Genomic DNA, 14,862 nt, shown 5'->3' on the forward strand with positions numbered 1-14,862 from the left:
CCTGCGCTCATCCATAGCATTACCCGGCACAGTCAGAATATACAGGGTCGGTCAGGAAAGGGTTCACGCATTCTTTTGCCAGACAACCACCCGGTTGCGACCGCTTTGCTTTGCTTCATACAGTGCCTGATCAGCCGTTTCCAGCAAGCGGGTAGCCGTCATCTTGAACAGCATATCGTCGGACACCGTTGCCAAGCCCAGGCTTACGGTAATCTTGATGCAGTTTTCCTCCACCTGAAAAGATTCTGCCGCGATCTGCAGACGGAAATGCTCCGCCAGTTCCCAGGCCTGCGCCTCGGCTGTCTCCGGCAGGATGACGGCAAACTCCTCGCCGCCGTAACGGGCCGGGAAGTCGGTATTACGGAACAGGGATTTTATTTTTGTGCCCAGTTGTTGTAAAATAGCGTCTCCCGCCAAATGCCCCCAGGTATCATTGACTTTCTTAAAAAAGTCAATATCCAGCATGACCAGGGTAATCGGTCGACGATACACCACAGCCCGGTTAAACTCCTTTGTCAGACAACTGTCAAACTGTCGCCGGTTGGGCAGCCTAGTCAGAGCATCGGTCAGAGCCATTTCCCGGATGTTGTCATATAGATAGGCCCGCTCCAGCCCCACTGCCGTTTGGCGGGCAATGGTGCTCAAAATAATTTCCAGACCGGAGGGAATCTCGATTTTCGGATCCTGCCAGCTAAACACCAACAGGCCCTGCAGAATGCCGCCCGATATTAACGGCATAATGTGCAGCCGTCGCTGATTGAGAATGGACATGGTAACAAGGCTTTCCTCCAGATCACCCCAGGGCCAGCTTGTTTTATTATCAGAAAACACCTTGCCCAGGTTTTTAATCTCGCCGTCGGTGAAATTCTCACTAAACACTTTTTCCGTATGCAAACCGTCATCCCGGTGATGCATGATAAAGGCAACCGCCCCGTCGGCCTGAAACAGACTTTGCAGCTTCATTGTCACCTGACACAATAGATCGCTTGGTGACAACTGCACGGCAATCTCTTTGACAATATCGTAGAGCACCCTAAGATCATTCAGGCTCTGCACGGTATGGGCAAAAAACCGGGCGTTCTTGATCGCTTCGCCGGCCTGATGGGAAAACACCGTCAAAAGAGCGGCATCGCTGTCGGTAAAATTACCGAACCGCCGGGAGAAAAGTCCGATCGCACCGATGATATCTCCATTATGCCGGATAGGCGCCCCCACCATGGAATGAAGTCCGGCCGCATCCAGCGTATGGGCGACCTTCTTGGGCGCTTGGGCAAAGCTGTCAATGACGATAGCCTGCCTGCTGGCAAATACCTCTCCCAGCAGGCTTTGATCCGGCAATAACTCGGCCGGTGGTTTAAAACTGCTGATATAGGCAACCAGCTTCAATCTGGCCGGTTCACCCTCGGCCAATGCCAGATAAGCATGATCACATTTAAATACAGCCGCCGCCGAACGGATAACCTGTTCCAGCATCTCCTCCAGATTGTTCTTGGAAGCCACCATTGCACCGAGCTGAACTAACGTTTCTTTAAGCAGCTGATGGTTGTTCTGTGCCTCTTTGTACAGCTTGGCATTGCGTACCGACAAGTTGCGCAGTGATCTGGCCAGCCGGGAAATCCGGATATAGGGGTGGAGCACCGAAGTTCCGAACAGCGCTTTCAGGACAAAACAATAGGCGCCCAGCCGATACAGACTGCCCATAAGTTCATAGCTGTCGTGACCGCCTGTGCCAAAACCCATGACAGCGATCTCGCCAGCCAGACTGCAAACGAGAGCGGTGCGCAACTGGCAGACATGCTGTTCACCGGGACTGCGCCGGGCAAACCGGTACAAAGCGGCAATATGCAAGCCAACGATCACACTCTCTACTCCTACAAGAAAAGCACCATCAGGCTGGCCATGGCGGTACATGGTTGGCAGGTAATTGGAAAATCCGAGAATAACCAGCATCACCCCGGCCGCTACACCGATTCCCGAACAGGTGAAATGCAGGCGGTCAGATAGTCTATAACGGCCGCGGCGGGGAGTGAAAGCGGCAAAAAAAAGCCCGGCTGCCGCAAAAAACCTGCTTGCCAGGGCAAAAGCCGCAGTCTGGTTTTCACGGTTAATGAGAAAACTGTCAGCAATTCCATTACAGGCCAGAATATGGGCCCATTCAAACAAGCCAACGGCAAGAAAGGATATCCCGATGACCAAATCCCGTCCGTTATGGGTTTGCGGCCAGCTATACCAAACAATCAAGAACACGGAAATGCCAATAATGATGCTGGAAAACTCGAATATAGTATGCATAAACAAGTAGGTCTCCACCGGAAAAACGAAATAAAATAGCCCCGGCCGCCAGGATATCAATCCCAGAATTCCGAACAGGACAAACCCGACTGCCAGCAAACTTAACTTGATTTTTGCTTTGTCTAGCAATGGGGACATTCCATTCCCTCCCCTGCAACTCCCTTTTTTTACATAATATGAAAGTAAACCTGCGATGGTTCGTCAGAATACATCTTGCAAGTTGCAAAAAGTGACATAAGATAAGACTTAAGTCCTAGCACTCCGGGACCTAGGGGCATTCTCTTTGACAAATATTATTGTATAATAGGTGTACACGGATAATACCTTTTTAGAGGTGATCAAAATGCGTGTGGAAAACGCGAAAGCCGGTATGGTGCTTGCCAAAGATCTTACTGATACAGCCGGCAAACTATTACTGGAAAAAGGAATTACCTTAACCGAGGCATATATTCATCGTCTAAAGCAGCTTGGTATTCCACATGTGTATGTTAGCGATCCCTATGCCGATTCCCTGCGGCCGCCCGATGTCATCACGACCGCCCTGCGAACCGAACTGTTCCATTGCTTTACATATATTTTCAAAGCCACCACCGAGGAGTTTCTGCAGTCGGAGCAGCGCAGCGTCTTGCTTCGCCGGCTGGCAACGGCAACCGATACCACCATTACCCATTTGGAACAGCACATGCCGCAAATCATGAACTGCCAAATCCGCCAGCCTTCGCCGGATGACAGCAACCATGCTATTAATGTTTGCCTGCTGTCTGTTATTACCGGGCTGTATCTCAAGATGCCGCGCCCGATTTTGCGGGACCTGGCGCTGGGGGCGCTTCTGCACGACACCGGTAAGAACATCATCCCCCTGGCCTCTGACGGCAACTTGTCGGCCGGGGATCTTCATACCGCCCTGGGCCATCAATTTCTGCTAAAGACAGGCGTCGGTAAGACCGTCGCCGGCATCGCGGCCCAGCATCATGAGCACTACGACGGCACCGGCGTACCGAATGGCTTGTCCGGACAAGCCATTCATCCGCTGGCCCGTCTGGTGGCAATTGCCAATCGCTATGACCGGGATGTTGCCCAGGCCATGCTGGACGGAACCCCGCTGCATGAAATATCGGAGCGGATGATGTCCGCCGGTAATACTTTATATGATTTGAACTTGCTGAAGGCTTTTTTCCATACTGTAGTGGTTTATCCTGTTGGCTCCCTGGTCCGTCTCAATACCGGACAAACCGGCTATGTGATCAACAACCGGATGCATTTCCCGTTACGTCCCACCATTCGCCTTGTTATCAATCAGGGACAGACCGCGATGGACATCAATCTGGTCTACCGGCCCACGCTGACCATTACCGAGTTAATTGAAGCCTAACAGGCTCCCGCCAGCCAGCGATCCCATCGCCAGACTAAGGGAGCCTGTTTTTTCACCTTTTCCGTCCCTCTTTATTGACATTTCTTAGATATGCCCCGTTCCTCCACCCAGGGGAACGAAAAACCCTTGCGAGCTTTTCCTATGTTTTAAGTGGCACAAGGCACCAGACCGGCTATATTCCATAAAGAATATGGTATAATAATGGAAGAATTTTAGGAACCATTGATTTATTCGCCCTGCGTGTCCTGACTGCTTTTTTTCAGCGGGTCGACAGGCACCTTACAACAGCGGTTCCTTAGAAAATAGGTGATTTTTTTGCTGTTACAAGATATCCCCTTGCTCATTGCCCGGGAAATACAGGTAAAGCCTTACCAAATCGAGGCTGTCATCAAATTGCTGGACGACGGCAATACCGTCCCCTTTATCGCCCGCTACCGGAAAGAAGCCACCGGGGAGCTGGATGAGGAACAAATCCGCACAACCGAAGAACGGCTGCAATATTTGCGAAACCTGGTTAAACGGCAGGAAGAAATTCTGCGCAACATTGAGGAGCAGGGAAAATTAACCCCTGAGCTTACCACAGCTATTCAGTCCTGTAGTAAGCTGCAAGACCTGGAAGACCTCTACCTGCCGTTCCGTCCCAAAAAGCGCACCCGAGCCCAGACAGCCCGGGAACGGGGTCTGGAGCCACTGACAATGCTTGTTTTGGCTCAACAGTTGCAAAGCGGTACGCCGCTGGAGGAGGCCGCCGCCTTCATAAACCCGGAAAAGGATATTCTCACTGCCGAGGCCGCCTTGACGGGAGCCATGGATATTATCGCTGAAACAGTCTGCGAGCAGCCCGATATCCGGAGTGCCATTCGCAAGCAGCTCTGGCAGAACGCCGAGCTGGTGACCGAGCTGGCCGTACCGGAGGAACAGGGCGCTGATTTCTTAACCTATAAGGAATACCATGAACCGGTCAAGCGCATTCCCTCCCACCGCGTGCTGGCAGTCAACCGCGGCGAAAAAAAAGAAATGTTAAAAGTCACGTTGACTGCTCCTCATGAGCAGTTGATTTCCTTTATCATCCGGAAAACCGTTACAGGCAGCTCAATTTTTAGCGAGACTCTGCAAGTGGCCATTGCTGACGGTTATAAGCGCCTCCTGTTTCCTGCCATGGAACGGGAGATCCGCTCCCAGTTGACGGAAAATGCCGAAGAGCAGGCCATCCGGGTGTTCGGCCTCAACCTCCGTCAGCTTTTACTGCAGGCCCCGCTAGCCGGTCATACCATTATGGGACTCGATCCCGGTTACCGGACAGGCTGCAAAATGGCGATTGTCAGTCCCACCGGTACGGTACTGGCTACAGACACCCTCTATCTCACGCTGGGGGCCGCCCAGCAGGAAAAGGCCCTGGTAACGCTGCATAACGCCATTACAACCCACGGCGTCAGCCTGATATCTATTGGCAATGGCACGGCTTCCTATGAGACCGAGGAATGCGTGGCCCGCCTAATCAATACAAACAATCTGCCTGTCCGCTATATCATCACCAATGAGGCCGGCGCTTCGGTCTATTCGGCCTCCAAGCTGGCCAAGGAGGAGCTGCCCGAACTGGATGTGTCCATTCGCGGTGCCGTCTCCATCGCCCGCCGGGTCCAGGACCCGCTGGCCGAACTGGTTAAAATCGACCCGAAATCCATCGGTGTCGGTCAGTACCAGCATGACGTAAATCAAAAACAACTGGGTGACACACTTGACCAGGTGATCGAATCCAGCGTCAACCACGTCGGCGTCGAACTGAACACCGCCTCGGTTGAACTGTTGAAGCATGTGGCCGGCATCAACGCCAGCGTTGCTAAAAATGTCGTGGCCTACCGCGACCAGTCCGGTTCTTTCCTGTCGCGCCGGCAGCTCCTGAAAGTCCCCCGCTTAGGCGCGGCTGCTTTTACCCAGTGCGCCGGCTTTTTACGGCTCCGCAATGCTGACAACCCGCTGGACAACACTCCGGTGCATCCCGAATCGTATGCCTTAGCCGAAAAACTCCTGTCCCGTCTGGGCTTTACCACAGGTGATCTGAAGGACAGGGACCGCCTGCCGGCCTTGCAGGCTAAGCTGCAAACTGCCGATGCCGCTGCTTTGGCCCGGGAACTGGCGGCCGGCGAGCCAACCGTCCGCGACATTTTGGCCGCTCTGGCCAAACCTGGCCGGGACCCGCGGGAAGATACGCCGTTGCCGCTGACCCGCAAAAACATCATGAAACTGTCCGATATCACTCCCGGCACCAGGCTTAAGGGAACGGTCCAGAATGTCACCGACTTTGGGGCCTTTGTCGATATCGGCATTAAAGTAAACGGCCTTATTCACCGTTCCGAGCTGAGCCATAAGCCTTTCCGTCACCCGCTGGACATCGTTTCCGTCGGTGATATTTTGGAGGTAGTGGTCATTAGCGTGGAAGAAGAACGCAACCGGATTGGTCTAAGTCTCAAACAGGCTAAACCAGACCAGTAAAACAGAGGGATTTACCGCTTGAACGCAAACATAAAGCCAGTCGACACTGCTATAAGCAGCATCGGCTGGCTTTATTTATTGCCGTCAGGGAACCACTGCTTTACTCACACAGCGCAGCCTGGCGGATCCTTTTCCGTCTGGCTGCGTCAGTCAAGCCTTGAAGTAGGGACTTGCCGTTTTACTTCCTTGCCCGCTGAAAAAATATCTCACCAGGCCGGCAGGTTCATTACATCAGCGGTTCCTTAACGCAGTATTTGATAGGGCTGTACCGCATATATACTGTCGGTCAAACCGGCCACAAGCCGGGCTTGGCTTTCCTTGACCTCCTGCAGCCGCGCTTTTAGCTTCTGTACCTGGCCGGCATCGGCCAGCCAGGGAAGATTGGCGGCGACACTTAGCAGCGCCCCCTTGATGCCGGTCTGGCAAGCCAAGGCCGCGGTCAGCAAATCTCCCTGCGCGTGAGGCGGCAGCGCCGCCAATACCCGCTCCCCCACCTGCAGCGCCTGCAGGCAGTTCTCAGCAATGGACAGCGGAACGCAGGCGGCCTGCAGCAGCACCGCCTGCGCCCGGTCATCCTCACGGACGGCCGACGCACCTGACTGAAATGCCGCCAGCACGTCGGCCAGAATAACCGCATCCTCTTCTGCCAACGATAACAGCCGTTCACGAAGTGCCGCCAGTTGCTGTTGCGGTTCGTCAAGCGCCGCTGCAGCGCCAGGCAGCACCAAATTGATCAGCAGCGCCAGCAGACTGACACCCAAAAGACCGCTGAGCGCCGCCGTACTGCCGCCGCCGGGCGGTGGCTGCCGCAGCGCCATGCTTTGGGCATAATCCCGGATACTAAGTGTTGTAATCATCAGGCACTCTCCTTTTAAGCTGCTGCCGCCTTATTCCACACTGACCAAAAAGAGATAGTTGGGTTGCCCGCCATTGTAGAGCTGAATTTCCGCCTGCGGCAAACCAATTTGTTCCACAATCTGCTGCGCTTCACCGGCGGTTACCCCTTCACCGTAATACAGACTAACCAGTTCATCTTCCGACCGGACAATGGCCTGCAGCAGACCGGTCACCGCTTGCTGCAGCGACGGAGCCTGCACTAGAACCTGGTGCTCAATGACACCGATATAAGCGCCGGCCGGCACCAGTTCTTCCGCCAGATAGCTGTCCCGCACCGCCACCGTTACGGCAGCCGCCCGCACCTTGGCCGCCGCTTCGGTCATCCGCTGCACATTGGCCGTCACGTCCTGCTTCGGATCAAAAGCCAACAGCGCTGCCATTCCCTGCGGAATATTAGCGGTCGGCACAATAGACACCCGGTCAGGCAGCAGTTTTTGCACCTGCGTAGCAGCCAGCACAATATTTTTATTATTCGGCAGCAGGATGTAACGCTCGGCCTTGCCGGTATGAATGACATCCACCATGTCCTCCACCGAGGGATTCATCGTCTGGCCGCCGGCGATAATAAAATCGGCCCCCAGTTCCCGCAGCATAGCGGTCAGCCCATCGCCGGCCGCCACGCAAATCAGCGCCGCCGGCCTGGCACCGGCCGGTACCTTAGCAGCCGCTCCGGCATGGTGTTCCTTTTGATCAGCCATATTGTCGATTTTTATATCATGCAAAGTGCCCCAGGTAATGGCCGACTCCAGCACCCGGCCGGGCTGAGCGGTATGAATATGAACCTTCAACAGCTCGGTTCCTTCGGCCACGATCAGCGAATCGCCCAGCGGCGACAACACCCGGCGAGCCTCTTTCACCGTGATGCTGCAGGGTTTGACAATAAACTCGGTGCAGTACGGGTGAACTACCTCGGCCGACACGCCATCGGCCAGGATTAGTTCCCTCGCCATTTCACTCTCCGGGCCGGCATATTCTCCATTAAGTCCGTCCAGGCACCCTCGCAAGAAGACCAGGAGGCCATAACCGCCGGCATCCACCACACCGGCCGCTTTTAAGGCCGGCAGCAGTTCAGGCGTTCTTTGCAGTTCACCTTCCCCGGCGGCAATGGCAGCGATCAGGATATCGGCAAAAGGCCGCCCGTCCCGCACAGCCTGATGGGCTCCCTTGGCAATGCCCTTAGCCACGGTAAGAATAGTACCTTCCACCGGTTTGGTCACCGCCCGGTAGGCATACAGCACGCCGTATTGAAAAGCCTTGCCCAGTCCGGATGAAGTGGCCTGCTCCTTGCCGGCCAGCCCCCTGGCAATACCCCGGAATAATTGGGAAAGAATCACCCCGGAATTCCCCCGGGCCCCCATAATGGCACTGTCGGCAGCCCGCTTGCTGGCCGCACCGATATCGCCTTCGGTTATATCGCCCAACGCCTTGGCCACCGCCCCCAGAGTCAACAGCATATTGGTGCCGGTATCACCATCCGGCACCGGAAATACATTCAGATTATTGATATATTCATGCTCCCGCATAAAGGTCCGGTATGCCCCGGCAATCATGCGCCGGAAATCGCTGCCGGAAATAAGTTCTACCGCCTGCGGCATGCAAATCCCTCCCTGACCGCAACAAATCATTGCAGCCCTTATTGTTCCCGATAGATAATCCCCAATACCTTGGGTCCCAGATGAGTCGCCAATACTGGCCCCAGCTCCTCCAAAGCCACGGCTACGCCGGGAAAGCGCTCTCCCAGCAAGGCTTGCATGGCCAGCGCCTCCTCTTCCATGCCGATATGAGCCACCGAAATGAACTCCAGGCCACTGTAACGGTTTAACTCATCGGCCAGACGGGCCACCGCCCGTCCCTGAGTCCGCACCTTATCCAGCACGCCGACCCGGCCATCCCGGCCTAAATACAACAGCGGCTTAATTTGCAGAATGCTGCCCACCAGCGCCGCGGCGCTGCCGATCCGGCCACCCTTGTGTAAATATTGCAGCGTTCCGGCCATGAAAATGGCCTGGCTCTTTTCCGCCATTTGCCGCAGCCGGACGGCAATCGCCCCGGCCTCCAAATTATTTTCAGCCAAAGTCAGACCGGCCTGAAGCAGACTAACCATGCCGCCGGCCACCGACTGGGAATCGACCACATAGATATTGGCCCCCGTCAACTGCCGCGCCACCGCTTGCGCGCCCTGAAAGGTGCCGCTTAAGCCGCCGGCCAGCGTCAAAACAATGACCGACTGACCGGCCGCCGCCAACGGCTCAAGGACAGTTAAAAAATCGCCGGGCGACGGCTGGGATGTCCGGGGATGCTGCTGATGCTCTCCGGAAAGGCGGAATACGGCGGCGGCGTCCAGCATCGTTTCCGGATACTCTTCCCGGCCATAAATAATCTTTAAAGACACCACATGAATATTGTCATGGGCCGCCAGCATAGTCACCGGCACCCGGCTCGTACTGTCCACCACAAAATGAATACCTGCCATGACACTAACCTCCCCAACGATCCTTCTGTTTTCTTATTTTACCATATTTAGCCGGATAACCCTTGATTTATTCGTACTGTGCGTCCAAACCGACCCGTCTGACTGCGTCGGCAAAAACCTTAAAATAGCCTACCTATGTTTACAGTTCCCCGGGCTATTTCACTTACCTTTTTTCCATATCGTCCCAGGTCAATCCTGACAATATGAAGCATGTCCGGGAATAAATCAACGGCTGCTTAATTTCCCGTACAACAAAGAGGAAATTGTCTATTAAACTCGAAATAGTAAGTATTTTAAGATACTCTCCATTTCGAGGTGTACTGATGCAAAAACAAATGTTTTTCGCTTTGGATATCGGCACGCGCAGCGTAATCGGCCTGGTCGGCGAACAAACCGGTACAGCCATCCGGCTGCTGGCCTCCGACCGCCAGGAGCATCACACACGGGCCATGCTGGACGGGCAAATTCACGACGTCATGGAAGTCGCCAGTATCCTGGACAGCGTAAAAAAACGGTTGGAGCAAACCTGCGGTCCGCTGAAAAAAGTATCGGTGGCCGCAGCCGGCCGGGCCTTATGCACCATCCGTTCCACAGCTCAGTTGGAAACCCATGGCCGGCTGCTGAACGCCGAGGATGAACACGCCCTGGAGCTTGCCGCTATTCAAACGGCCCAGCACCAACTGGCAACCTCCAATGCCGTAGCCGATCCTACCCTGTACTATTGTGTAGGTTACAGTGTCGTCACTTTTTCACTGGATCAATCGGTGCTGAAAAGTCTGATCGGGCAGCGCGGGAAAATCGCCACCATTGAAATTATCGCAACCTTCCTGCCGCGCCAGGTTATTGACTCCCTGCAATCGGCCATCCAAACGGTCGGCCTGGAAATGGCGACGCTTACGCTCGAACCGATTGCCGCCATCAGCGTACTGATTCCGCCCACTATGCGCCACCTGAATCTAACGCTGGTCGATGTCGGGGCAGGTACCTCCGATGTTGCTATCACCCGGGAAGGCTCGGTCATTGGCTTTGGTATGGTTCCCTGTGCCGGCGATGAAATTACCGAGGCTATTTCCCAGTCCTACTTGCTGGATTTTAACGTGGCGGAAAAGGTAAAGCGCCAGTTAAGCGGTAAAGCGAAAAAAGTATCTTTCGTCGATGTGCTTGGCTGTACACACAAAGTAAGCGTACAGGAAATCCTCGATGCCATCGCTCCCACCGTCGGCCAGTTAGCCCAGTCGATTGCCACACAAATTCTCGAACTCAATACAACCGCACCCCAGGCAGTATTGCTCGTCGGCGGCGGTTCGCTGACACCCATGCTGCCCGAAGCGCTGGCGCAGGCCTTGGATGTACCGGCGGGGCGAGTAGCCATCCGCCGTCCGGAAACTATCGACGGCCTGGTCAACATTCCGGCGCCGCTCCAAACACCGGACGCCGTTACTCCCTTGGGCATTTTAAAGCTGTCAGGCAGCCGGACACTCAACTTTGTCAATGTTACCTTAAACGATACCCCGCTCCATCTATTCAACCTCGGCAATTTAACAGTCGCTGACGCCCTGCTGGCAGCAGGCATTGACATCCGCAGTCTTCACGGACGGCCAGGCCTCGGTATCACCATTAGCGTGAACGGACAGACCAAATTTATACCAGGCACCCGCTGCACGCCAGGCTCTATTCTGCTCAACGGCCAGCCGGCCTCCTACGACGATGCCATCACCGAGAACGACATTCTCCGCGTCACACCCGGCGTCGACGGAAACACGCCGTCGCCGGCCCTTAGCGAGGTGGTTGATATCCCCGTCCCCTATACCATTACCCTTAACGACAGCCAATGCCTCATTGAACCGGTCATTACCGTTAACGGTCAACCGGCAGATGGCGGCACGCCACTGACTGACCGTGCCGCCATCATCTGCCAGTTGCCAATCACGTTGGCCGAAGTGTTGGCAGCAACCGGCCATACCGGTTCCTCCATAGAGTATATTTATCAGATCAACGGTACAGAACGGCGCTACCAGGTCCGCCCCCAGCCTGGCCTCCACCGTAACGGCCAGGAATTAGCCGCCCGGCTGTCGACCAAAGTCAAGGCCGGCGATGTCATCACCCTCACGCCGCCGGCTGCGCCAACAGCCGGTGACATTCTTGGTATTGCCCCGGCAACGGAACGGCAGGTTGTTATCAACTTTAACGGCACCCCCTGCTCCATCCCCACCGTGCAGCACACCATCACCTTAAACGGTAAGCCTTGCACACCAAACACTCCGGTGCCCTCGGGCAGCGTGCTGGAATTAACCTCGCTGGAACGGCCCGCCCCGATTATCAGCGATGCGCTGCTGGCAGCCCGTTTCAATCCCCGTTCCCTGCCGCCAACAGCCAAGGTCACCCTGCTCTTAAATGACCAGCCCACCGAATATACCTCCCCTATCAAACAGGGAGACAGTTTAAAAACCATTATCGAATAATAAAGGCTGACGTTATGCTTTCACCAGGCAAAACGTCAGCCTTTGTTTCAGCCTAAGGCAAATATTCCATCAAGGCCGCTTCGTTCAGAATGACCATGCTGCCACTGTCAAAATCAATGACCTTGCCCTTTTTCAGCGAACTTAGCGTACGGGTGACCGTCTCCCGTGTCGTTCCCACCAAACTGGCCAAATCCTGCCGGGACAGCGTCATTTCAATGATAATCTGGCCGTCGGCATTGCGCCGCCCTTTTTCTTTACCCAGCCGCAGCAGCACTTCCGCCGTCCGGGCCGTAACGTCATGCAGCGCCAGATTGGCGATTTTTTGCTGGGCATAAAGCAGCCGCTGGTTGATCGCTTTAATCAGATGCATAGCCAGAGCGTTGTTGTGCAGTGCCAGTTGTTCCAAATCGCTGTTTTTTATCACGCCGACCCGGCAATCCTCCAGCGCCACGGCAGTCGCCGGATAAGGCGCGGTGTTAAACAGGACCACACCGGCAAAAATATCGCCTTCATCTAACAAATGAATAATGTGCTCCCGCCCGTCGTCGGATATTTTGACGATTTTAACTCTTCCCTGCTGTATATAATGGAACCCTTCGCCAGGCTGGCCTTCCATAAAAATAATCATGCCTTTGCGATACAGCCGATCGGTGGTACAAGTCTCAATCTGCCTCAATTGTTCTTCCGTCAAATCGGAAAATATCGGTATTTCATTCAATTGTTTCACACACTACACCTCAATATGACAGAAATGGCCTACTACTACATAATAATTAGTGAAGCGATAGTCTAAATCCTGCAAATGTCACTTAGGTTTTATTCCCAGCACCGTGGAGCGTAAATATTTTTCTTCCTTTCCGGGCAGTTTACTACTGACAATATCTGCGGCGGCCCAGGCGTCTGGCCGGTCGCCGCGAAAAGCTACGGAGGTGCCGCTATGACCGGCTTTATCTGCCTTAACTGCAATACCTGGCTTTCCCCTGCGACCAATACCTGCCCTGGTTGTCAGCAGGCTCTGATCTATGAGGGAGAAACCAAAAATATCCTTGACCGCCTGGAGCCCAATTGCCTGATCAACCGTTATGATGGATCGGATTTGCTGGAGCCGGCTGTTTTCCTAAAATGCGGGCGCAGCAATGCCAAGGTAGCCACCAAGCTGCAGGAATACGCCAAACCGGTCGTAATTCCCAAGCAAAAGGTATACCACTTTAATCAGCAGGTCTTAAGCTCCATTCAGGCACTGCGCAACGAACGGACCGCAGCGATGATGCGCTACGAACAATTAATCCAGAACCATTGGCAACAGCTAAAGCCATACCCCTACGAATAATCCGGTCAAATATCGTCTTTCTCTGCAACATCCGTCATGAACCTGCCGCCTGCTAAATATATATGGATAAAGAAAGAGGCGAGTACCTTGTCAGACCTCAAATGGCAGGATCATGGCGAGGCTATTTCTCACAACACCAGACGTAAGAAGAGCATACCGTAAGTATGCAGGCTGACGACAACGAAGGGTTGCGGCAAATAGACCGTCAGTATTCACCGGCTTAGGACTCAAGGTACTAGTGACTACTATTGCCGGGAGGGTTATCATGGCTGTTACAAACCGTCTTTGCTCCTGCCTGCTCGCTTTGGTCCTGCTCCTCTGCCCAGCAGCCGGGGCAACGGCAGCAGCAGTACCGGACATCAAGGCCAACGCCGCCATTTTAATGGATGCCAAAACAGGGCAGGTTCTCTATAACAAAAATATGAACAAACGGGGCGCCCCGGCCAGTACCACTAAAATTCTGACCGCGATTCTGGCCATCGAAAGCGGCCGGCTGGATGAAATGACCAAGGTCAGTGTTAAATCCTCGTCCACACCCGGCTCCTCCATGCACCTGTATCCCGGTCAGCTCATCTCCCTTCGCGAACTGGTAACAGGCCTATTACTCCGTTCTGGCAACGACGCAGCTGTTGCCATTGCCGAACATCTGGCCGGTTCCAGCGAGGCTTTTGTCGATCTGATGAATCAAAAGGCGGCGGCCTTAGGCGCACTGCACAGTCATTTTTGTAACCCCAATGGTCTAAGCGCCGCCGGCCATTATTCCACAGCCTTCGATCTGGCCTGGATGTCCCGTTATGCTCTAAGCAATCCTATCTTTGCCGACATTGTCAATACGAAAGAAACCACCATCGAATGGCTGGACAAACGGGGCAACGGCCATGACGTAAACTTACGCAACACCAACAAGCTGTTGTGGATGCTGGATGATGCCGACGGAGTTAAGACCGGCACGACCGGCGAAGCCGGTCCCTGTCTGGTGTCCAGTGCCACCAGGGGCAACCAGAAGCTCATTGCCGTAGTGCTCCATGATCATAACCGCTGGTACGATTCGATGCAGTTGCTCAAATACGGCTTTAACGCCTTTGATCTCTATGAATTTGCCCAGGAGAATGAAATCGTCGCCGTACTTCCCGTTGAGGGCGGTTTTGCCGGTGAGGTAGATGCGCTGGTGACATCTTATGCCGCTCTAACCGTGGCGGCTGAGGATTTTCCCCACGTAACGGTCAAAACCGACCTGCCGGACAAATTAAACGCCCCTGTATACCAGGGGCAAAAAATCGGGGAAATTATTTTTTACGTCAACGACCAACCGGTAAAAACGGTGGATATTGTCGCCGCTCAGGCGATTGAGGAACGCACGCTGCCACGGGTGCTGCTCAACCAGTTGACGGCTATGTTTCGCCTGCTATCCGGCTGGGGTGCTCTCTAGACCGGCACCTTGCATCATCTAAATACCTAGCTAAGCTTACCTTCTTTTTCCAACCATCGCACATAGGGCCGATATGTGCGGCCTTCCGCCGCCTTGGGGGACAAAAAACCTTAC

10 protein-coding genes are annotated in these 14,862 nt (G+C 54.3%); 5 read left to right on the top strand and 5 right to left on the bottom strand.

Annotation, left to right across the window (positions count from 1 at the left end):
* Positions 1-63 precede the first annotated feature (63 nt).
* Positions 64-2,430, bottom strand: a complete 2,367-nt coding sequence (locus F3H20_RS06720) for a diguanylate cyclase (protein WP_149734177.1) — start codon at positions 2,428-2,430, stop codon at positions 64-66.
* A gap of 205 nt (positions 2,431-2,635) precedes the next feature.
* On the opposite strand from F3H20_RS06720, the gene F3H20_RS06725 reads away from it, so the two are divergent.
* A complete protein-coding gene (locus F3H20_RS06725) occupies positions 2,636-3,664 on the top strand; it encodes an HD-GYP domain-containing protein (protein WP_149734178.1) in 1,029 nt (342 codons plus the stop codon).
* A 315-nt stretch (positions 3,665-3,979) separates the two neighbouring features.
* Positions 3,980-6,157 (top strand): Tex family protein, encoded by a 2,178-nt coding sequence (locus F3H20_RS06730; protein WP_149734179.1) that lies wholly within the window; start codon positions 3,980-3,982, stop codon positions 6,155-6,157.
* A gap of 242 nt (positions 6,158-6,399) precedes the next feature.
* On the opposite strand, the gene F3H20_RS06735 is transcribed toward F3H20_RS06730, so the two are convergent.
* Genes F3H20_RS06735 through F3H20_RS06745 form a run of 3 tightly spaced genes read right to left on the bottom strand, consistent with a single transcriptional unit; the run spans position 6,400 to position 9,527 of the window.
* Positions 6,400-7,014: a cyclodeaminase/cyclohydrolase family protein gene (locus F3H20_RS06735; RefSeq protein WP_149734180.1), complete on the bottom strand. Its 615-nt coding sequence runs from the start codon at positions 7,012-7,014 to the stop codon at positions 6,400-6,402.
* A gap of 30 nt (positions 7,015-7,044) precedes the next feature.
* Positions 7,045-8,649 carry a DAK2 domain-containing protein gene (locus F3H20_RS06740; RefSeq protein ID WP_149734181.1) on the bottom strand — a complete coding sequence of 535 codons (1,605 nt, stop codon included), beginning with the start codon at positions 8,647-8,649 and terminating at the stop codon, positions 7,045-7,047.
* Positions 8,650-8,687: 38 nt separating this feature from the next.
* The gene (locus tag F3H20_RS06745; RefSeq protein WP_149734182.1) at positions 8,688-9,527 is read right to left on the bottom strand and encodes a DegV family protein; all 840 of its coding nucleotides are present in this window, start codon (positions 9,525-9,527) and stop codon (positions 8,688-8,690) included.
* A gap of 323 nt (positions 9,528-9,850) precedes the next feature.
* Between F3H20_RS06745 and F3H20_RS06750 the strand changes: the two genes are divergently transcribed.
* The gene (locus F3H20_RS06750) at positions 9,851-11,989 is read left to right on the top strand and encodes a cell division FtsA domain-containing protein (protein WP_149734183.1); all 2,139 of its coding nucleotides are present in this window, start codon (positions 9,851-9,853) and stop codon (positions 11,987-11,989) included.
* Positions 11,990-12,041: 52 nt separating this feature from the next.
* Here the strand turns inward: F3H20_RS06750 and F3H20_RS06755 are convergent, their stop codons facing one another.
* Positions 12,042-12,716, bottom strand: coding sequence for a Crp/Fnr family transcriptional regulator (locus F3H20_RS06755; RefSeq protein ID WP_149734184.1), 675 nt, complete (start codon positions 12,714-12,716; stop codon positions 12,042-12,044).
* Positions 12,717-12,926: 210 nt separating this feature from the next.
* Here F3H20_RS06755 and F3H20_RS06760 point away from each other — a divergent pair, with 210 nt between their 5' ends.
* Complete coding sequence (locus F3H20_RS06760) at positions 12,927-13,319, top strand: hypothetical protein (protein ID WP_149734185.1); 393 nt, start codon at positions 12,927-12,929, stop codon at positions 13,317-13,319.
* 265 nt (positions 13,320-13,584) lie between these two features.
* Positions 13,585-14,748: a D-alanyl-D-alanine carboxypeptidase family protein gene (locus F3H20_RS06765; protein WP_149734186.1), complete on the top strand. Its 1,164-nt coding sequence runs from the start codon at positions 13,585-13,587 to the stop codon at positions 14,746-14,748.
* Positions 14,749-14,862 lie beyond the last annotated feature (114 nt).

Origin of the sequence: Propionispora hippei DSM 15287, from assembly GCF_900141835.1 — a bacterium.
GTDB classification, from domain to species: domain Bacteria; phylum Bacillota; class Negativicutes; order Propionisporales; family Propionisporaceae; genus Propionispora; species Propionispora hippei.